The following is a 19,345-nucleotide window of genomic DNA, read 5'->3' on the forward strand; positions in this document are numbered from 1 at the left end:
GGAACCCACCGCCAAGCAGTAACACCCGCCGCCGCAAGCCCTCACTGCGGCCCCGGCACCCTGCCCGGGCCGCAGCGACCACAACGACCACGCACTCCCCCTCAAAACGCGGGTCCGGTGCGCCCAGCCCTGCTCCCCATCCCCCTCGGGAGACCACTGCGAAGCTTCGGGCACCATGGCCTGTCGCCGCGGCGGTGAACCATCACACCCCTACCTCGTGACAACCCGTCACCACACCACAAGAAGTGGACCAGAACCCGATCCGGTTCTGGCTCAACTTCTGTGGTGTGACCACTGTGAGTGACGGGTCTGTGTAGTGAAAGGTGTGGCCAGCCGGCCGCGGCGTACACGAACCCACGTGTGCTCTCCCGCGCCCCGGCGCGGACCCCCTCTCCGCTCACCGTCATGCGGCTGTTCCGGCCGGACAAGGGGAGTGGTCACGGACAGGCGTGCGCCCGGACGCCGTGCGTGGCGTCCGGGCGCGGGGCGGACGGCGGCGCGCCGTCCGGCGTGGGGTCGCTCAGGAACGGTGCTGGTGGTCGCGGCAGTCGGAGAGCCGGAAGGAGGCGATCCGGGTGTGCCAGTCATCGGCGCTTTCGGACGCCTGGTACTGGTTGGTGTACCAGAAGGTGCAGTCGTCCGACGGGTCGATGGCCATGGAGGTGTAGTCGCCCCAGCGGTCGTCTTCGGTCTGGGAGGCCGAGCCGGTCCATACCGTGGTCTCGCGGAACGTCATCCGGTCCGGCCGGTCGCCGGCCAGACGTCCGGTGACGCGGATCGAGGGATGGTCCTGGGAGGACGACTGCGAGTAACCCAGCGCGATGTCACCCACCCGGTTCTGGGCGATGGAGCCCATCCACCGGTAGGTGGGGTCCGGAGCGTAGGTGCTCTGCTGCTTCACCACCGGCCGGCCGTTGCGCAGCCGCAGCTCGTACCAGCGCACGCCCACGGCGCCGCGCGCGTCGACCGAGTGGTTGAACACCAGCGACTCGCGGCCGCCGATGTTGCGGTAGGCGAGCCGGTACATCGGCCAGAGGGAGAGTGAGTCCAGCTTCTGCGTGGTATCGGCCTGCGGGACGCACATTCGCCCGTTGACATTGGTGCGCTCACACGCGCGGGTGAAGGGAGCCACACTCAACCTCCTCGGGCCGGTCACGGAGGTGGCGGCCTGGTTCCTCCAGTCGACGTGGAAGCGGAAGTAGTCCAGGGACCTGTCGTCGTCGCCCAGGGTGACCAGCGTGTTCGGCTCGCCGAGCGGGGGCGGATTCGTGCCGTCGAGGTCGGAGGCCAGCGGGATGGGGTTCACCGGGAGGTAGTAGCACTGCTGGTCGGCGTCCTGACCACGCAGCATCCTGCTGCGGTCCCAGGCGCACGCCTCCTTCATGTCGAGACCGACGGGGTTGATGGTCACGTAGTAGGCGTCGGGCCACACCGCGACCTTCTCGTAGTCGGGGTCGTACTGGTACCCGAAGGCGTAGCGGTGGTAGGAGCCCGTCGCGTCCGACGTGGTGGAGACGGCCACGCACAGCCGCTTCTCCGGGTAGGAGAACTGGGTGAAGACCCAGCGGTGGGCGAGGGTGTCCCAGCGGACGACGGGGTCCACGTTGAACCCGGTCTCGCAGGGTCCCCCGAAGCCCTCCCACAGGGTGTTGGTCGGGGTCGGCCCCAGCAGCGTGCTCCCGCTCTTGGAGTAGATCGCGAGTTCGATGTTGGTGACCTGCATGATCTGGCTGGTGCCCACCGAGGCGTTCGGGTCCGGCGGATGGGTGCCGCCCTGGGAGATGCCCTCGAAGTTGCGGCGCAGCTGGACCGGGGACCGGCTGCCCTGGTGCCGCTGCACCACCGGATCCGGGGCGGCTCGCCCGGGGAGAGTGGAAGGCGGCAGCCTCCTGGGACGAGGTGCGGTGGGTGGCGCGGGCGGAACCTGGGCGGGCGTCTGCGCCAGCGTGCGCAAGGGCGGCGAGGTGTCGTGGTGCAGCGCGGGTCCCGAGTCGGGTGACCGGACCGGCCGCTCCCGCCCCGTGCGCTCGAGAGCGGCGCCGGCGGCGGGCGTGGGGGACCATGCGGGGAAGACAGCCAGGGCCACGCCCAGCGCTGCGAGGGCCGAGAACGAGCGCAGGCCACGGAAGACTTGCACAAAGCCTCCAAAGCGGTCGGCGAACCACGGATCGGTTCGCCCGGTGACGGCACCGGCCGACGCCGCGCCTGCCTACGACGGCTGTCCCGAGGACACACACGCCCTGGGCGCATCGCCATGTGCCGTCCGTACCGGAAGAGCGGCTTCTCCGGTGCAAGGAAACCCAGTTACCCACGCCGCCCACCACCGGCCACGGCACCTGACGCCGTGTCATGCGCGCATCCCTCGTACGGCGCATCGCCAGGAGGCCGCCGCGGCGCCGCCGCGCCCGTTGTGCGCGTGCGGCCGGAGGTGTGCTCATGAACGCCGTTCACGACAACAGGGGTCTCGGGGACCGGCCTCTCCACCGGCCCGAACGCACTGAATAGGGCCATTAGATGTAAACCGGGAGGTTATTCGTGATGCTGTACGGCGTGTCGGGCACCTTTCGCACAACATCTTCGCCGCGGCGCCGCACGAGGCCGTCTCGTGCCTCTTCGTCCGCGGCAGGCGTCCCCAAAAGGAGTGGCATGTTCACGCGTAAATTCTGCGTCCGGTCCGCCCAGGTGCTCTGCGCAGGCACCGCCGCAACGCTCGTCCCCCTGGCCCTGGCTCCTGTCGCCTCGGCCGCGACACTGACCGTGGCGTGCAGCGAGGCCGCCCTGAAGTCCGCCATCAACACGGCCAACGGCACGCCCGGCAGCGACACCCTCAACCTGGCGCCCAGCTGCCCGTACCGGCTGACCGCCGAACTGCCCGCCATCACCTCGCCGATCGTCATCAACGGCAATGGCGCCACCATCAGCCGGGTGTCGGGGACGTTCCGCATACTCACGGTCAACGGCGGCTCCCTGACCCTCCGAGAGATCGTCCTCAGCAACGGTGACGCCACGGGCAGCTCGATCGCGAACGGAGCCGGCGGCGCCATCGTCGTCACCGGCAACGGCAGCCTGAACCTCGCCGCCAGTGTGATCAGGAACAACCACGCCGCGTTCGGCGGTGGCGTCAGTGTGTTCAGGGGATCCCAGGCACAGATCAGCGCCAGCGTCTTCACGGGCAACAGCGCGACCCAGAACGGCGGCGCCGTCGTCAGTGACAGCACGGCGTCCGTCACCGCCTCCCAGATCAGCGGCAACACGGCCGGCAACGTCGGCGGCGGCATCGCCAACATCGGGACACTGACGGTCAGCGGCACCAGCATCATGAACAACACGGCGCCGAACGGCGGCGGGGGCCTGGCCAACGGTGTACCCGCCGCCGCCGGTGGCACCTCCACGGTGACCGCCAGCGCCATCGTCAACAACTCGGCAAGCGGTACGAACCCGGGCGGCATCTACAACAACGGCGGCACCGTGACCCTGCGTGCCAGCCTGGTGGCCGCCAACAAGCCGAACAACTGCCTCAACAGCCCGACACCGGTCCCCGGCTGCGTCGGCTGATCTCCGCACCCTTTCGTTCCGGACGGGAGGGCAGCGACCTGTGCCGGCACAACGCTGCTCCTCCGCAGGCCCCATGCCGCGCCAGAAGCCGAAGGCCCTGGCGCGGCACACGGTTCCGGTGACCCACCGCCGGGGCCGCCGGTGTCCCTGCGGCGTCGGCTGGGACGATGCCTGAGTGCACTACTTCTCGTATGTCGGCCTCGGTGACGGTCATGACCGGCGGCCTTTCCCGGAGCCCAGGCGGGCCGAGCCCGGCGAGTGGCCGAAGCTGGAGGCCGCGCTCGCTGTGGTCAACCGGGACCTGGCGGCGACCTTGCCGGGCCGGGACGCGCTGGTGCTGATGGTCGTGCCGTCCCGGCGGCCTTCGTCACCGGGCGGGATCGACGACGGGGACCAGGTCTACGTGGCGATGGCGGACGGCCGTTGGCACGGGAATCAGGTGAACGCCTGTGACCTGGAGGAGGGCGACCCGCCGGAGCCGGACGATGCGGCGGCGGTCCTGACCGTGGTCGCGGCTGCCGCGCAGGAGACCGTCATGGAACTGCTGTGGCAGGTCTGGCCGACCTGCCGGGAACACAGGATCGGCATGCATCCGCGTCCCGCCGGTACCGCTGATGACTGGTACCGGGGCGAAACGGATGCGGCGGACCCGCCGGTGTGGTGGTGCCGGGGCGGCCGGGACGGCGACTGCCATGATGTCGCCCCGGTGGGCGAGTTGGCCGCCACCCTGCCGGGAAAGCAGCGCCGCGCACTGCGGCGCAGCGAGCGTCGACGGGACGGCCGCCGATGAGGGGTGCGCCGGTCTCGGCGCCGCCTGCTGCCGCGACCTCTTCGGGCTGGGCGGCGGTGACGCGCTGTTCGTGCGGTTCGACGTGGACTCGGCCACCGAGCCGTTCGACGCCGGGACGCTCGGTCTCACGTGGCCGGCCGGCCCGACTGCGCCGGGCCGACGTTGGAGGGCGTGCGGTCCGGTGAGCCCGTCGAGCAGCGGTACGTGCCCGCGCTGACGCGCTACTGGGACGAACACGTCGACCGTCTGCTGGGGCAGGGGAACGCCGTTCGCCTCACTCTCTGACCTGACCGGCGGGCACAGCGTACGAGGGGGCCCCGGCCGTCAGGTGCCGGGACCCCCTCGTCGTCCTATGTGCCGTGCGGCGTCGTCAGCCGCACTGACACGCGCCGCCCGACTGGCAGCCGCAGCCGCAGCCCGAGCCGCAGCCGCACGCGCCGAAGAGCGGGAGGCTCCGGGCTTCGGCGGGCTGGTCCGTCTCGCGCTCCTGCGTGGGGTCGGGCGTGATGGGGGCTTCGGCCATGGGTCCTCCTCTAGGCGAGTGCCTGTGCCCATTGCATCCCCGCCCCCCTGGGCGCATCAACGGCGCACGGAGGCAACGGCGCACACCGCCCGGTCAGGGCGACCGGAGGGGGGCGCCCATGCGTTGCGCCCCCGAAGGCCCCGTCCCCGAAGGGCTACGCCCCTTCGCCGCCCGTCACCGGCTGGACGTCCGCCTGCAGTTCGTCCGCGTGCTCGCCGGTGACCAGGAACACCACCCGCTTGGCGACCGCCACCGCGTGGTCGGCGAACCGCTCGTAGTAGCGGCCGAGCAGGGTGACGTCCACCGCCGTCTCGATGCCGTGCTTCCAGCGGTCGTCGATCAGGTGCTGGAACAGCGTGCGGTGCAGCAGGTCCATCGCGTCGTCGTCCGCCTCCAGCTGCAGCGCCAGGTCGACGTCCTTGGTGATGATGCACTCCGCCGCCTTCGCCATCAGGCGCTGCGCGAGCTGGCCCATCTCCAGGATCGTGGCGTGCAGGTCCCGCGGCACCGCGCGCTCGGGGAAGCGCAGCCGGGCCAGCTTCGCCACGTGCTGGGCGAGGTCGCCCGAGCGCTCCAGGTCGGCGGACATCCGCAGGCTGGTGACGACGATCCGGAGATCCGTCGCCACCGGCTGCTGGCGGGCCAGCAGCGCGATGGCGCGGGCCTCCAGCTCGTGGTGGAGCTCGTCCACCTTCTTGTCGGCCTCGATGACGCTCTCGGCCAGCTTCAGATCGGCGTCGAGGATCGCGGTCGTGGCGCGCCCGATCGCCGACCCGACCAGCCGGGCCATCTCCACCAGACCGTCGCCGATCGAATCCAGTTCCTCGTGGTACGCGTCCCGCATCTTCGCATTCCCTCTCGTACGTGTTCATCCGGGGGCTGCCCGGGGGCCGGTGCCCGGCGCGAAACCGGCGCTTCGCACCCCACGCTCCCACGTTCCGGCCCGTACGCGTCCGTTTCCGGCACCACAAATGAACCATCCCTGGCTCCAAGGTGAACTCTGGGCGACGAGTGTCCGAGGTCGCACCGCGACGGCTGTGGGCATGTCTGACCCCATGCCTAACCTGGACGCATGGACGTGAACGCGGCGGTCGCCGCAGCGGCAGCGATCGCCGGTGTGCTCACCGGTGTGATCGCCATGCTGGCGTTCCGCTGGAGCGAGCGGGAGCTGAAACGCCCCACCCGCACCTCTCTGCACACCGACCCGGTGCTACCGCCTGGCGTGGACACCGTCCTGTCCGTGCTCCGGTCGTCCGCCGTGGTCCTCGACGAGGCCGACGCCGTCGTCAAGGCCAGCTCGGCGGCGTACGCCCTGGGACTGGTCCGCGGCGGCCGGCTCTCCATCGAGCCGATGCTGCAGATGGCCCGGGACACCCGGCGGGACGGTGAGATACGGCAGGTCGAGCTCGACCTGCCCAGACGCGGGACCGGACGCGGGGAAGCCCTCGCCGTCTCCGCGCGGGTGGCCCCGCTCGGCTCCCGGCTGGTGCTGCTGCTCGTCGAGGACCTCACCGAGGCCCGCCGCATCGAGGCGGTCCGGCGCGACTTCGTGGCGAACGTCAGTCACGAGCTCAAGACCCCGGTCGGCGCGCTCTCCCTGCTGTCCGAGGCCGTGATGGACGCCTCCGACGACCCCGAGGCGGTGCAGCGCTTCGCCGGCCGCATGCAGATCGAGGCGACCCGGCTGACCAGCCTGGTGCAGGAGCTCATCGACCTGTCGAGGGTGCAGAACGACGACCCGCTCGAGGACGCCGAACCGGTCCGGGTCGACGAACTGGTCGCCGAGGCCGTCGACCGCTGCCGGCACGCGGCCGGCGCCAAGCAGATCACGATGGCCTCCGGCGGCACGGCCGGCCTGCGGGTGTGGGGCCACCGCGGCCAGCTCGCCGCTGCCCTGGGCAACCTCGTCGAGAACGCCGTCAACTACTCGCCCGCCCGCACCCGCGTCGGCATCGCCGCCCGCCGGGTGGTCGGACCCGGCGGCGACAGCATCGAGATCGCCGTCACCGACCAGGGCATCGGCATCTCCGACAAGGACAAGGAGCGCATCTTCGAGCGCTTCTACCGCGTCGACCCGGCCCGCTCCCGCGCCACCGGAGGCACCGGCCTGGGCCTGGCGATCGTCAAGCACGTGGCCGCCTCGCACGGCGGGGAGGTCACGGTGTGGAGTTCCGAGGGACAGGGCTCCACGTTCACCCTGCGACTGCCGGAGGCGGGCGCCGCCCGCGACCGCGCGCACGAGCACCCCGGTCACGATGACGAGACCGGGCAGTCCCTCGATGTATCTCCTGACACCACCCCGTACGAACCGCTTCCCGCTCCGGAGGTCCTTCCGTGACCCGTGTGCTCGTCGTCGAGGACGAGGAGTCCTTCTCCGACGCCCTGTCGTACATGCTCCGCAAGGAGGGCTTCGAGGTCGCCGTGGCGGCCACCGGGCCCGACGGACTCGACGAGTTCGAGCGCAACGGCGCCGACCTCGTCCTCCTCGACCTGATGCTGCCGGGTCTGCCCGGTACGGAGGTGTGCCGTCAGCTGCGCGGCCGCTCCAACGTCCCCGTGATCATGGTGACGGCCAAGGACAGCGAGATCGACAAGGTCGTCGGCCTGGAGATAGGCGCCGACGACTACGTCACCAAGCCGTTCTCCTCGCGGGAACTGGTCGCCCGCATCCGGGCGGTGCTGCGCCGCCGGGGCGAGCCGGAGGAGGTCACGCCGGCCGCGCTGGAGGCGGGCCCGGTCCGGATGGACGTCGACCGGCACGTGGTGACGGTCTCCGGCTCCAAGGTCGACCTGCCGCTGAAGGAGTTCGACCTGCTGGAGATGCTGCTGCGCAACGCCGGCCGGGTGCTGACCCGTATGCAGCTCATCGACCGGGTGTGGGGCGCCGACTACGTCGGCGACACCAAGACCCTCGACGTCCACGTCAAGCGGCTGCGGGCGAAGATCGAGCCGGACCCGGGCGCGCCGCGCTACCTGGTCACGGTCCGCGGCCTCGGCTACAAGTTCGAGCCGTAGACCGCGGACCCCGAGCCGCCGACCTCGCAGCGCCGTACCACCTGGGCCAACCAGGTCGCCGGCCGTGCGGGACATGCCGAAGGGCGGGACCTCCCGGGGAGGTCCCGCCCTTCGGCGTACGGCTGCTCAGCCGGCCGTGGCCGTGGCGCTCGCGGTGGCCGTACCGGTCGCGGTGGCCCCGGCGGACGGCGACTGGCTCGACGAGGCCGACGCGGAGGCCGAGGCGGACGCGGACGGCGTCTCGGTGGCCGTGGCGGTCGGCGAGGGGGTCTCGCTCGGGCCCCAGGAGGAGAAGTAGCTCTCGGCCGGGACGACGAACGCGCGCAGGCTGATCTCGCCCGTCTTGCTGAAGGTGAAGGTGATCTTCTGCGCGTTGCCGTCCTGGACGGCCTCGCGGCTGCTCGTCAGGACGGCGGAGGCGTTGCCCCTGCCGCCGATCACGACGGAGCCGTGGGCCGGGACGGTCAGCGGACCGGTGCCCTCGGCGGGCTTGATCCGGGCGGACGTGCTGGTGCCGGGCAGCGTGACGGAGTCCAGCGTCTGATCGCTGTCGCCCGTGTTGAACACGGTCGCGGAGATCACGGCCGGGCCCGTGGTCTCACGGTCGGGCTGCGTGATGATCAGGACGTTCTGGAGCCTGAGGTCACCGACTGCGGTCGCCGCGTTGTCCGGCTTGATCTGCAGCGTCTGGGCGTTGTTGCCCGCTGCGCACGCGGCGAGCGAGGCGAACGAGATCGCGATGGCGGAGGCGGCGAGGGCGCCGCGTCGAAGGCTGCTGCTCACGGCGGCGGCAACTCCTTGACTCGAGCGTGGCGACCATAAAGCCGCCCTAAGTGTCTGTCAGCGGCCTCAGGTTACCGAGCCGTTCCCCGGGGCCCGCACCCGACCCTCCCCCAAGGCCCCGTCTTCCCTCCGCGGGGCGTAACGCTTCATCGGTCTCACGGTCACATCACCTGCCACATGCGACTCACCAGTCACATTGCCGTGACGCCCGTACGGCATTCACATAAGCCGGCTCGCAAAATTTCCGTGAAGGAATGCGCGGCGGCCCGGAAATCGATCACAGACCACCCGGCCGGGTGTCCGTGATCAATTCCGGAAACGTCTCACAGCCGACTCCGGTCTGCCGAACGGAGTAGCGGAAGTCGCACGTGTGGAACCAGACATTTGGGGACGTTCGGACGCTCCGGCGGGCCCCCGGACGCGTGTAACGTACGCGTTTCGCCTGCCCCGGACAGCGGCTCCGACCTGCGAATACCTTCTCCCGCCGGCCCCGCGCAGCACGTTCCGGTTGCTGTTGTCAAGCCCTGAGATATGCCCTGACCTGCGGAAACGCCATTCAGAACGCGCGGTTTCCGTGTTACCCTGGATAGCCACGGAAGGGGTACCTGTCACATGACGTTCAAGGTTGGCGACACCGTGGTCTATCCCCATCACGGGGCCGCGCTGATCGAGGCCATCGAAACTCGCCAGATCAAAGGCGTGGACAAGACCTACTTGGTGCTGAAGGTCGCCCAGGGTGACCTGACGGTACGTGTGCCAGCGGACAATGCGGAGTTCGTCGGCGTGCGTGATGTGGTCGGTCAGGACGGGCTGGACCGGGTCTTCGAGGTGCTGCGCGCGCCGTACGCCGAGGAGCCCACGAACTGGTCGCGCCGCTACAAGGCAAATCTGGAGAAGCTCGCCTCCGGCGATGTCATCAAGGTCGCGGAAGTCGTGCGTGACCTGTGGCGTCGTGAGCGTGAGCGCGGACTCTCCGCCGGTGAGAAGCGCATGCTCGCCAAGGCACGCCAGATCCTGGTGAGCGAGCTCGCCCTCGCGGAGAACACGAACGAGGACAAGGCCGAGGCCCTGCTCGACGAGGTTCTCGCGTCCTGAACGCCTGACGCAGGCGCGAGCCCGCTTCAGCACTCGGAACATGCGAATGCCGCGGTGCCCGATGACGTTTTCCCGTCGCCGGGCGCTGCGGCATGTCCGTACCCGGACGCCGTCTGTACACCTGCGCCGTCTGTACACCTCTCGACACCAATCGGGGAGACTTCCCCCGATACTTGGTGTCGATACTCGCCGTGCCGGGCCCGGGCATCGGCTCGACCAGTGTCACGGAAGGGTCCGGTCAAGGCGTCGTGCCCGGCACTTCCCCTGCCATACCCAAGCCGGGCCGGCACACAAACCTGACAGGAACCGATGTCTGACGATTCGCGCCCTTCGCCCACGGAGCTGCGTACGGCAGCCGTGATTCCGGCCGCCGGCCGGGGCGTACGCCTCGGTCCGGGCGCCCCCAAGGCGCTCCGCGCACTGGGCGGCACCCCCATGCTCATCCATGCGGTACGCGCGATGGCCGCCTCCCGCGCCGTGTCCCTGGTCGTCGTCGTGGCCCCGCCCGAGGGCGTCGCCGAGGTCAAGTCGCTGCTCGACGCGCACGCGCTGCCCGACCGGACCGACTTCCTGGTGGTCCCCGGAGGGGAGAGCCGCCAGGAGTCCGTGAAGCTCGGCCTGGACGCGCTGCCGCCCGAATACGACATCGTGCTGGTGCACGACGCGGCGCGGCCGCTGGTGCCGGTGGACACCGTGGACGCGGTCATCGAGACGGTGCGCGCCGGCGCCCCGGCCGTCGTCCCCGCGCTGCCCCTCGCGGACACCGTGAAGGAGGTCGAGCCGGCCGCCGTCCCCGGGGACCCGGAGCCGGTGGTGGCCACCCCGGTGCGGGCCCGGCTGCGCGCCGTCCAGACGCCCCAGGGCTTCGACCGGGCGACGCTGGTCCGGGCGCACGAGACGGTCACCGACGATGTCACCGACGACGCCGGCATGGTGGAGCGGCTCGGGCTGACGGTGGTGGCCGTGCCGGGCCACGAGGAGGCCTTCAAGGTCACCCGCCCGCTCGACCTGGTCCTCGCGGAGGCGGTCCTGGCCCGCAGGAGGCTCAACGATGGCTTCTTCTGACGGGATCGACGGGGTCCTGCTTCCCCAGGTCGGCATCGGCACCGACATCCACGCCTTCGAGGAGGGCCGCGAGCTGTGGTGCGCGGGCCTGAAGTGGGAGGGCGAGGGGCCGGGACTGGCCGGCCACTCCGACGCGGACGTCGTCGCGCACGCGGCCTGCAACGCGCTGTTCTCCGCCGCCGGACTCGGTGACCTGGGGCAGCACTTCGGCACCGGGCGCCCCGAGTGGTCGGGCGCGTCCGGGGTGACGCTGCTGACCGAGGCCGCGCGGATCGTGCGCGCGGCGGGCTTCCGGATCGGCAACGTCGCCGTGCAGGTGGTGGGCCCCCGCCCGAAGATCGGCAAGCGGCGCGAGGAGGCCCAGAGGATCCTGTCCGAGGCGGCCGGGGCGCCGGTGTCGGTGTCCGGGGCGACCACCGACGGGCTCGGCTTCCCGGGGCGGGGCGAGGGGCTGATGGCGATCGCCACCGCGCTGGTGGTACGGGTGAGCTGACGGCCGACGGGGTACCCGTTCCCGGGAAACGACCCAGGTCCACGGAGGGTGCCCCATGTCAGCCGTACTGTCCGACCGGCTCAAGGAACTGCTCGACAGCCCCGTCTTCGTGAACGTCGGCACGATCCAGCCCGACGGCAGCCCCCAGCTCTCCCCCGTCTGGGTGGCGCGCGACGGGGACGACCTCCTCATCTCCACGACCGCGGACCGCCGTAAGAAGCGGAACCTGGACCGCGACCCGCGTGTCAGCGTCGTCGTCCAGATCCCCGACTCCCCGTACGAGTACGCGGAGATCAGGGGCCACGCGGAGCTGACCACCGAGGGCGGGCAGGAGCTCATCGACCGGCTCTCGCTGAAGTACACCGGCAAGGAGTACGCCGAGTTCAACCCGGCGTCCGCGCAGGACGCCGAACGGGTCGTCGTACGGATCGTCCCGCGGAAGGTGGTCGGCAACGTCTGAGCGCCCCGCACAGGTCACGAAAGCGTCCTCCTTGAGCCAGGGGTAGTGGGGCACTGCCCCGCGCCCACTACCCTGGAGTGGTGACGATTCGCCTGTACGACACCAACGCCCGGCAGATCCGCGACTTCGCCCCGCTCACGCCGGGCTGTGTCTCGATCTACCTGTGCGGTGCCACCGTGCAGGCGCCGCCCCACATCGGGCACGTCCGCTCGTACCTCAACTTCGACATCATGCGCCGCTGGTTCGAGTACCGCGGCTATGACGTGACCTTCATCAGGAACGTCACGGACATCGACGACAAGATCATCGCGAAGGCCCAGGAGCAGGGCCGCCCGTGGTGGTCCATCGGCTACGAGAACGAGGGCGCGTTCAACGACGGCTACAACGCGCTCGGCTGCCTGCCGCCGACGTACGAGCCCCGCGCCACCGGGCACGTGACCGAGATGGTCGAGATGATGCAGCGGCTCATCGAGCGCGGTCACGCCTACGAGGCCGACGGCAATGTCTACTTCGACGTGCGCTCCTTCCCCGGCTACCTGGAGCTGTCCCGGCAGGAGCTGGACAACCTGCTCCAGCCGTCGGGGGAGGGCGAGACCGGCAAGCGGGACCCGCGGGACTTCGCCATGTGGAAGGCCGCCAAGCCGGGCGAGCCCACCTGGCCCACCCCGTGGGGGCGCGGCCGTCCCGGCTGGCACCTGGAGTGCTCGGCGATGGCCCACAAGTACCTCGGCTCCGCCTTCGACATCCACGGCGGCGGCCTGGACCTGATCTTCCCGCACCACGAGAACGAGATCGCCCAGGCCAAGGCCTTCGGCGACGAGTTCGCCCGGTACTGGCTGCACAACGCCTGGGTCACCATCGCGGGCGACAAGATGTCCAAGTCGCTCGGCAACTCGGTGCTGGTCAGCGAGATGGTCAAGCACTGGCGCCCGATCGTGCTGCGCTACTACCTCGGCACCCCGCACTACCGTTCGATGATCGAGTACAGCGAGGAGTCGCTGCGCGAGGCCGAGTCGGCGTTCGCGCGGATCGAGGGCTTCATCCAGCGCGTGGTGGAGAAGGCGGGCACCGTCGAGCCGGCCGCCGACGTGCCGCCCGCCTTCGCCGAGGCGATGGACGACGACTTCGGCGTGCCGCAGGCCCTCGCCGTGCTGCACACCACCGTCCGGCAGGGCAACTCCGCCCTCGCCGCCGACGACAAGGAAGCCGCCGTGGCCCGCCTCGCCGAGGTGCGCGCCATGCTCGGCGTCCTCGGCCTGGACCCCCTCGACGCGCACTGGGCCGGCGAGGCCGACCGCGGCGAGGACCTGCACGGCGTCGTCGACAGCCTCGTCCGCATGGTCCTCGACCAGCGCGAGGCGGCCCGCTCCCGCAAGGACTGGGCCACCGCCGACGCCCTGCGCGACCAACTCGGCCAGGCGGGCCTCACCATCGAGGACAGCCCGCAGGGGCCGCGCTGGAACCTCGGCGCGCGCTGACGCGCAGCACCGAAGATCGACTGTGCCGCCCGGCCTCCCGGGCGGCACACTGCATAGACGTACGTACGACATTCTCACGACAGACAGGTAGGTCATGGCCGCGAACAACCGCCGCATGTCCGGCAAGAAGGGCGCGCAGGTCGGCAGCGGCGGCCAGCGGCGCCGGGGCCTGGAGGGCAAGGGCCCGACCCCGCCCGCCGAGATGCGCAAGGGGCACGCCAAGCAGCGCGCCGCGCAGGCCAAGGTGCGCCGCGCACAGGGGCGTCCGCCGCAGCGCCGGGGCGGCAAGGGGACGTCCGAGCTGGTCGTCGGCCGCAACCCGGTCGTCGAGGCGCTGCGCGGGGGCGTGCCCGCGAGCACCCTCTACGTCCAGCAGTTCATCGACAACGACGAGCGGGTCCGCGAGGCGCTGCAACTCGCCGCCGAGCGCGGCGGCATCAACCTCATGGAGGCCCCGCGCCCCGAGCTCGACCGCATGACCAACGGGCTCAACCACCAGGGCCTGGTCCTCCAGGTCCCGCCGTACGAGTACGCCCACCCCGAGGACCTGGTGGCCGCCGCCCACGACGACGACCAGGACCCGCTGATCGTCGCCCTCGACGGCGTCACCGACCCGCGCAACCTCGGCGCCGTGGTCCGGTCCGTCTCCGCCTTCGGCGGCCACGGCGTGGTCGTGCCGGAGCGGCGGGCGGCCGGCATGACCGCCGGCGCCTGGAAGACGTCCGCGGGCACGGCCGCCCGCACACCCGTCGCCCGGGCCACCAACCTCACGCGCGCGCTGGAGGCGTACAAGAAGGCCGGCCTCGTGGTCGTGGGCCTCGCCGCCGACGGCGAGGCCGAGATCGGTGAGCTGGACGCCCTGGGCGGTCCGGTCGTCATCGTCGTGGGCAGCGAGGGCAAGGGCCTGTCCCGCCTGGTCGGCGAGACCTGCGACTTCCGGGCGCGCATCCCGATGCCGGGCGGCGCGGAGTCGCTCAACGCCGGTGTCGCGGCGGGGATCGTGCTCTACGAGGCGGCCCGCCGCCGGGACTGAACGGACGTTCGACGCCGTCCCCTGATCGGGGTGTTCTGGGCGTCTTGGGCGAGCTTGACGCGGTCCGGACACTTCGGGACGGTCACGGCAGTGTCCTAACCACACGTCACTCGGTTAGATGAGTGTGGACACCAGAACACCCCGCACACCCACGGGGGACCGCTCGCCGCAGGCCGGCGACTCTCCCGCGCTGAGCATGGTGAAGGTGCCGAGCGATCCGGCGCAGGTCATCGTCAATCATGCGAGCTTCCGCGTGCAGTTGGGCGCGTCGTCCCGGCGTTCCCTGTCGCCGCGGGGCGCACGGCACGCGAGCGTCGGCGCGGACACCGCCCGAGTCCCGGCCGCCGGCGCGACCGCCCGCCGCCGCCCCGTCGTCTGGAGCGGCCGTTCCGCCCCCGACGACACCGGCGCCCACCGCCTGCTGCAGGCCGCGCGGGGCAGCAGCGTCCGGCACGGCGAGCATCAGTCCGGCGACGCCGGGGCCACGCAGGTCATCCCGCGCGTCGTGGCCGACCCCGGTTACGACGACGACGCCCTGACCCGCACCGTCGAGACCCCCGTCGTCGGCCACCAGCGCACGCCCGGCCAGACGCGTCTGCTGCCGAACATGCGCACCGTGGGCAGCGCGTACGACGAGCCCCGCTACCGGGACGACGGGTACGGCGCCTACGACGACACCGGCGGGTACGGCGCATACGACGAGCACGCCGAGTACCGGGATTACGACGACTACGACGACACCGACGAGGACGCAGAGGCCACCGGGACCGGTGCCCGCGCCGGCCGGCGCGGCAGGCGCCACGGCGACGACCCGGCCCGGCACGCCTACTTCCCCGGCCGCCGGATGAACCTCGGCGTCGTCCTGCTGCCCCTACGGATCTTCCTCGGCTTCATCTCCGTCTACGCCGGCATGGGCAAGCTCTGCGACCCCGTCTACTTCGACGGCGGCAAGCGCGGCTCCATGGTCAAGTGGCTGAACAGCCTGCACCCCTGGGAAGCCGCCGAGCCGCTGCGCCAGTTCGCCCTGCACCACCCGGTCGGCTCCGGACTCGTCATCGCCTTCGCCCAGGTGCTCGTCGGGGTCCTCACGGTCCTCGGCTGCTGGCAGCGCGTCGCCGCCGTCTTCGGCGCCCTGCTGTCGGCCGCGCTCATCGTCACCGTCAGCTGGAAGACCGTCCCCGCCTACGACGCCCCCGACATCATCTATCTCGCCGCCTGGTCCCCGCTGATCATCGCCGGCGCGCCCGTCTACTCCATCGACGGCCGCCTCGCGGGCAGCGCCTGGCGCCGTCTCGGGCCCCGCTCCGACATCTGGGAGCTGCGCAGCTACGTGCTGCGCCGCGGCGCCCTGGTCACCGCGATCGTCACCGGACTCACCCTGCTCGTCGGCTCGGTGCTCGGCGGGGCCGTCCGCGACGCCGGCCGCGTGGTCGTCCCCGGACCCGGCGAGGCCCCGCGCAACGAGCTGCCGGGCTCCCCGCTCCCGCAGGAGCCCGGCGAGCGGCACCGGCAGTCCCCGTCCGCCTCGAACGGGCCCACCCAGGGCGCCACGGCCGGCACCGACCCCACCGGCGCCGCGACCACCCCGGGCGCGGAACGCTCGACGGGCGCGGTCACCGGCGGCTCGCCCAGCCAGACGCAGGGCACCGCGGGACAGGCCCCGCCGCAGCAGCCCGCCCCGGCCGGACAGGCCCCGAGCACCAGCTCCGGCCCCACCTCCGGCGGCACCACGGGCGGCGGCACCGCGTCCGGCGGTTCGACCGGCGGCTCGTCCGGCGGCTCGGGTTCGGGCTCCTCCACCGGCCAGCCGGGCCTCGTGGGCGGCCTGTTGGGGTAGCCGAGCCGGTGGGCGGCATGCTGGGCAGGCCCACCGGCTGAATCACCGGCCCGCACACCGAAGGGGTCCCACCGCACGTCACACGCGGTGGGACCCCTTCACGGTCTCGTGGTTGACAGGACGGGGCGTCGCGTCTCGCGGTACGGGGACGGGTCGTCAGCGTCCCAGGGCGGCCAGCTCCTTCGCGGCCTCGGTGAGGTCCTTGGCGGTGTCGATCGCCCGCCAGTAGGCGCCCTGCGGGATCGGGAACCCCGCCAGCCGCCGCTCCCGCGCCAGCCGCGGGAACGTGGTGCGCTCGTGGTCGCCGCGCGCCGGAAGCATCCCGGCGAACTCGGGGGAGAAGACGTACACCCCCGCGTTGATCTCGAAGGTCGACGGGGGCGCCTCGATGAAGTCGGTGATGTGCCCGAACCCGTCCGTCTTCACAGCGCCCCAGGGAAGGCGCGGCCGGGCCAGGGCGAGGGTCGCGGCCGCGTCGCGCTCGGCGTGGAAACCGGCCATGTCGCGCAGCGAGAAGCGGGTCCAGATGTCGCCGTTGGTGGCGTACCAGGGCCGGTCCGGGTCGGGCAGGCGGGCGGCCGCGTACTTCAGGCCACCGCCGCGGCCCAGCGGCTCGGTCTCGACGACGGTCGTCACGTTCACCGGCAGGTCGGCGTCTTCCAGCCACTTCTCCAGGACGTCGGCGAGGTGGCCACAGCTCACCACCACGTCCGTCACGCCCTCCTCGGCCAGCCAGGCGAGCTGGTGGCCGATGATCGGGGTGCCCGTACCGGGGATCTCGACCATCGGCTTGGGCCGGTCGTCGGTGTAGGGGCGCAGCCGGGACCCCTGGCCTCCGGCCAGGATGACGGCTTGGACGGGGCGGGAGGCGACGTGCGGATCGGTCATGAACGCACTGTACGGCGCGCCCCGCCCGCGGCCCGGGCCGGGCGGCCGTCATTGACCGGCTGTTTTCCTCCTCCGTACCCGGCGGGTCCGGAGGAGGGCCGTTGCGGGCCGGCCGCTCAGCTCTGCGCGGCCGTGACCCCCGAGGCGAAGGAGGTGTCGCACACCGGCCGGGCGTACGACTGCGCGCGCGAGGGCCCGTACCTGCGCACCGCGGCGCGGCCGAGCGTGCGGGCGATGGACGTGCAGTGCCCGGCGAGCGAGGGCCGCCGGCTGACGGCCTGCTGGAGGTGGGTGAGCACCGTGCCGGGGTCCTTCTCCTGCAGTTCGGCCAGGAGGCGGTCGCGCAGCAGGTCCTGCGGGGCACGGTGGGCCGCGGCGGCGCCCGTGGTGACGTCCGTGGCCGCGGAGGCGGTGAGCACCGAGTCCGAGGAGTTCCCGGACCAGTCGACTCGGGTGACCGCGAGGGTCCCGGAGAGCACCAGGACGACGGGCAGGACGAGGGCGAGGCTGCGGCCGACCCGGCGGGCGGGGCCCCGGCCGCGTCGTGTCTGTTGGTTAGTGGAGTGCTTCACGCGAGTGAGGGTAGCGCCCGGTAATGATTTGGCGACATTTAGTCACCGTTTCGGGGGACAGGGTGGCGCTTCCCGATGGGTGGCGGGTTGACGTACACCGCTCGAAATGACCGTTCTGCCGGGGTATTGGCCGACAGTGAAGAGGGGCCCCGCAGCAGGCTGCGGGGCCCCTCTTCGTCAACCCGGGTGAATTCACCCCGGCCGGTGGTTTTCCCGGCCGGGGGTTTGCGGGTCGGTCGGTCAGGCGGGTCAGTCGGTCAGACGCTCGCCGGTGGAGGTGGAGAACACGTGGGTCTCGCCCGGCCGCGGCACGACGTGCAGCGTGGCGCCCTTCTCCGGCACCCGGCGGCCCTCGACACGGACGACCAGGTCCTTGGTCTCGCCGCCGACCTCGGCGGTGCCGTAGACGTAACCGTCGGCGCCGAGCTCCTCGACGACGTTGACGGAGACCGCGAGGCCGGCCGGGGCGTCCTCGGTGTCCTTCGACAGGGCCGAGGCCGCGGCGCCGTTCTGCTCGACGATGTCGAAGTGCTCCGGGCGGACGCCGACGGTGACCGTGCGGTCGCCGCGGTCGGCGGCGGCCTTGAGCGCGTCGCGGTTGACCGGGACGACGCTGTTGCCGAACTTCACGCCGCCGTCGGTGATCGGGACCTCGACCAGGTTCATGGCCGGGGAGCCGATGAAGCCGGCGACGAAGAGGTTGGCCGGGCGGTCGTACATGTTGCGCGGCGAGTCGACCTGCTGCAGCAGGCCGTCCTTCAGCACGGCCACGCGGTCGCCCATCGTCATGGCCTCGACCTGGTCGTGGGTGACGTAGACGGTGGTGATGCCGAGGCGGCGCTGCAGGGAGGCGATCTGCGTACGGGTGGACACACGCAGCTTGGCGTCCAGGTTGGACAGCGGCTCGTCCATGAGGAAGACCTGCGGCTCACGCACGATGGCGCGGCCCATCGCGACACGCTGGCGCTGACCGCCGGACAGCGCCTTCGGCTTGCGGTCCAGGTACTCGGTCAGGTCGAGGATCTTCGCGGCCTCTTCGACCTTCGTGCGGATCTCCGACTTGTTGACGCCGGCGATCTTCAGGGCGAAGCCCATGTTGTCGGCGACCGTCATGTGCGGGTAGAGCGCGTAGTTCTGGAACACCATGGCGATGTCCCGGTCCTTGGGCGGCAGGTGGGTGACGTCGCGGTCACCGATGCGGATGGCGCCGCCGTTGACGTCCTCGAGCCCCGCGAGCATCCGGAGCGAGGTGGACTTGCCGCAGCCGGACGGGCCGACCAGGACGAGGAACTCGCCGTCCGCGATCTCGATCTCAAGCGAGTCGACGGCGGGCTTGGTGGAACCCGGGTAGATCCGGGTCGCCTTGTCGAACGAAACAGTGGCCATGGTGAATGGGCCCCCTTCTACCGGCAGGAACGTGCCGGACGATCCGTTGTAGGAAGGTGGTGGTGTAGTCCACGAGAGTGAACCGGCTCAGGACGCTACCTGGCGTCCACCCGATCTGTCAGCACTCCGGGCCATGTGAACTTCACGGAAATTTCCGGCGGGCCGTCCCCCGGACGTGGGTACACTGCACGGGCGCGCACCTCCCGCGTGCGTGCAGGCCTCCTTAGCTCAGCTGGTCAGAGCGCCGCTCTTGTAAAGCGAAGGTCGTCGGTTCGAATCCGACAGGGGGCTCCGAGGCTTCACCCGTGCGCCGGGCGGCGCGCCGTCCGGCGCACGATGGCTGTGCTTTCTCTGCCCCGTCACGCCCCGTGG

The 19,345-nt window shown here is 71.4% G+C and carries 18 protein-coding genes and 1 tRNA gene; 12 read left to right on the plus strand and 7 right to left on the minus strand.

Features of this window, described 5'->3' with window-relative positions; translation table 11 throughout:
* Window positions 1-520: 520 nt before the first annotated feature.
* The gene (locus ACZ5GT_RS35035) at window positions 521-1,840 is read right to left on the minus strand and encodes a hypothetical protein (RefSeq protein WP_469034540.1); all 1,320 of its coding nucleotides are present in this window, start codon (window positions 1,838-1,840) and stop codon (window positions 521-523) included.
* A gap of 806 nt (window positions 1,841-2,646) precedes the next feature.
* Between ACZ5GT_RS35035 and ACZ5GT_RS35040 the strand changes: the two genes are divergently transcribed.
* Both ACZ5GT_RS35040 and ACZ5GT_RS35045 read left to right on the plus strand, forming a co-directional pair.
* On the plus strand, window positions 2,647-3,555 hold the full coding sequence (locus tag ACZ5GT_RS35040) for a hypothetical protein (protein ID WP_469034541.1): 909 nt from the start codon (window positions 2,647-2,649) through the stop codon (window positions 3,553-3,555).
* A gap of 175 nt (window positions 3,556-3,730) precedes the next feature.
* On the plus strand, window positions 3,731-4,345 hold the full coding sequence (locus ACZ5GT_RS35045; RefSeq protein ID WP_469034544.1) for a hypothetical protein: 615 nt from the start codon (window positions 3,731-3,733) through the stop codon (window positions 4,343-4,345).
* Between the two features lie 370 nt (window positions 4,346-4,715).
* Here ACZ5GT_RS35045 and ACZ5GT_RS35050 read toward each other — a convergent pair whose 3' ends face one another.
* Window positions 4,716-4,868 (minus strand): hypothetical protein, encoded by a 153-nt coding sequence (locus ACZ5GT_RS35050; protein ID WP_360744427.1) that lies wholly within the window; start codon window positions 4,866-4,868, stop codon window positions 4,716-4,718.
* A gap of 154 nt (window positions 4,869-5,022) precedes the next feature.
* Window positions 5,023-5,712, minus strand: a complete 690-nt coding sequence (gene phoU / locus ACZ5GT_RS35055) for a phosphate signaling complex protein PhoU (protein WP_469034548.1) — start codon at window positions 5,710-5,712, stop codon at window positions 5,023-5,025.
* 228 nt (window positions 5,713-5,940) lie between these two features.
* On the opposite strand from phoU, the gene phoR reads away from it, so the two are divergent.
* Window positions 5,941-7,206, plus strand: coding sequence for a two-component system sensor histidine kinase PhoR (gene phoR / locus ACZ5GT_RS35060; RefSeq protein WP_469034550.1), 1,266 nt, complete (start codon window positions 5,941-5,943; stop codon window positions 7,204-7,206).
* A gap of 5 nt (window positions 7,207-7,211) precedes the next feature.
* On the plus strand, window positions 7,212-7,883 hold the full coding sequence (phoP, locus tag ACZ5GT_RS35065) for a two-component system response regulator PhoP (RefSeq protein WP_018568744.1): 672 nt from the start codon (window positions 7,212-7,214) through the stop codon (window positions 7,881-7,883).
* A 126-nt stretch (window positions 7,884-8,009) separates the two neighbouring features.
* On the opposite strand, the gene ACZ5GT_RS35070 is transcribed toward phoP, so the two are convergent.
* Entirely contained in the window at window positions 8,010-8,666 is a 657-nt protein-coding gene (locus ACZ5GT_RS35070) for a copper chaperone PCu(A)C domain-containing protein (RefSeq protein WP_469034552.1), read from the minus strand.
* Window positions 8,667-9,278: 612 nt separating this feature from the next.
* On the opposite strand from ACZ5GT_RS35070, the gene ACZ5GT_RS35075 reads away from it, so the two are divergent.
* The 7 genes from ACZ5GT_RS35075 (at window position 9,279) to ACZ5GT_RS35105 (ending at window position 16,127) form a co-directional block, all read left to right on the plus strand.
* Window positions 9,279-9,761 (plus strand): CarD family transcriptional regulator, encoded by a 483-nt coding sequence (locus tag ACZ5GT_RS35075; RefSeq protein ID WP_003953493.1) that lies wholly within the window; start codon window positions 9,279-9,281, stop codon window positions 9,759-9,761.
* A 309-nt stretch (window positions 9,762-10,070) separates the two neighbouring features.
* The gene (gene ispD / locus ACZ5GT_RS35080; protein WP_469034555.1) at window positions 10,071-10,826 is read left to right on the plus strand and encodes a 2-C-methyl-D-erythritol 4-phosphate cytidylyltransferase; all 756 of its coding nucleotides are present in this window, start codon (window positions 10,071-10,073) and stop codon (window positions 10,824-10,826) included.
* Window positions 10,813-11,319: a 2-C-methyl-D-erythritol 2,4-cyclodiphosphate synthase gene (gene ispF, locus ACZ5GT_RS35085; protein ID WP_469034557.1), complete on the plus strand. Its 507-nt coding sequence runs from the start codon at window positions 10,813-10,815 to the stop codon at window positions 11,317-11,319. The genes ispD and ispF overlap by 14 nt, the downstream gene beginning before the upstream one ends.
* A 55-nt stretch (window positions 11,320-11,374) precedes the next feature.
* Complete coding sequence (locus ACZ5GT_RS35090) at window positions 11,375-11,779, plus strand: PPOX class F420-dependent oxidoreductase (protein WP_469034558.1); 405 nt, start codon at window positions 11,375-11,377, stop codon at window positions 11,777-11,779.
* An 80-nt stretch (window positions 11,780-11,859) separates the two neighbouring features.
* Window positions 11,860-13,257: a cysteine--tRNA ligase gene (gene cysS, locus ACZ5GT_RS35095; RefSeq protein ID WP_469034560.1), complete on the plus strand. Its 1,398-nt coding sequence runs from the start codon at window positions 11,860-11,862 to the stop codon at window positions 13,255-13,257.
* Between the two features lie 94 nt (window positions 13,258-13,351).
* Window positions 13,352-14,290: a 23S rRNA (guanosine(2251)-2'-O)-methyltransferase RlmB gene (rlmB, locus tag ACZ5GT_RS35100; RefSeq protein WP_469034563.1), complete on the plus strand. Its 939-nt coding sequence runs from the start codon at window positions 13,352-13,354 to the stop codon at window positions 14,288-14,290.
* 118 nt (window positions 14,291-14,408) lie between these two features.
* On the plus strand, window positions 14,409-16,127 hold the full coding sequence (locus tag ACZ5GT_RS35105) for a DoxX family protein (RefSeq protein WP_469034565.1): 1,719 nt from the start codon (window positions 14,409-14,411) through the stop codon (window positions 16,125-16,127).
* A gap of 156 nt (window positions 16,128-16,283) precedes the next feature.
* Here the strand turns inward: ACZ5GT_RS35105 and ACZ5GT_RS35110 are convergent, their stop codons facing one another.
* The 3 genes from ACZ5GT_RS35110 to ACZ5GT_RS35120 all read right to left on the minus strand — a co-directional run bounded on the left by ACZ5GT_RS35110 (window position 16,284) and on the right by ACZ5GT_RS35120 (window position 18,973).
* Window positions 16,284-17,015 carry a nucleotidyltransferase family protein gene (locus ACZ5GT_RS35110; protein WP_469034568.1) on the minus strand — a complete coding sequence of 244 codons (732 nt, stop codon included), beginning with the start codon at window positions 17,013-17,015 and terminating at the stop codon, window positions 16,284-16,286.
* A 116-nt stretch (window positions 17,016-17,131) separates the two neighbouring features.
* Window positions 17,132-17,587, minus strand: a complete 456-nt coding sequence (locus tag ACZ5GT_RS35115) for a hypothetical protein (RefSeq protein ID WP_469034570.1) — start codon at window positions 17,585-17,587, stop codon at window positions 17,132-17,134.
* A 249-nt stretch (window positions 17,588-17,836) separates the two neighbouring features.
* Window positions 17,837-18,973, minus strand: a complete 1,137-nt coding sequence (locus ACZ5GT_RS35120) for an ABC transporter ATP-binding protein (RefSeq protein ID WP_469034572.1) — start codon at window positions 18,971-18,973, stop codon at window positions 17,837-17,839.
* A 217-nt stretch (window positions 18,974-19,190) separates the two neighbouring features.
* On the opposite strand from ACZ5GT_RS35120, the gene ACZ5GT_RS35125 reads away from it, so the two are divergent.
* Window positions 19,191-19,264: transfer RNA gene (locus ACZ5GT_RS35125), tRNA-Thr, on the plus strand.
* Window positions 19,265-19,345: the final 81 nt, after the last annotated feature.

The organism is Streptomyces sp. NPDC031340, from assembly GCF_055569945.1.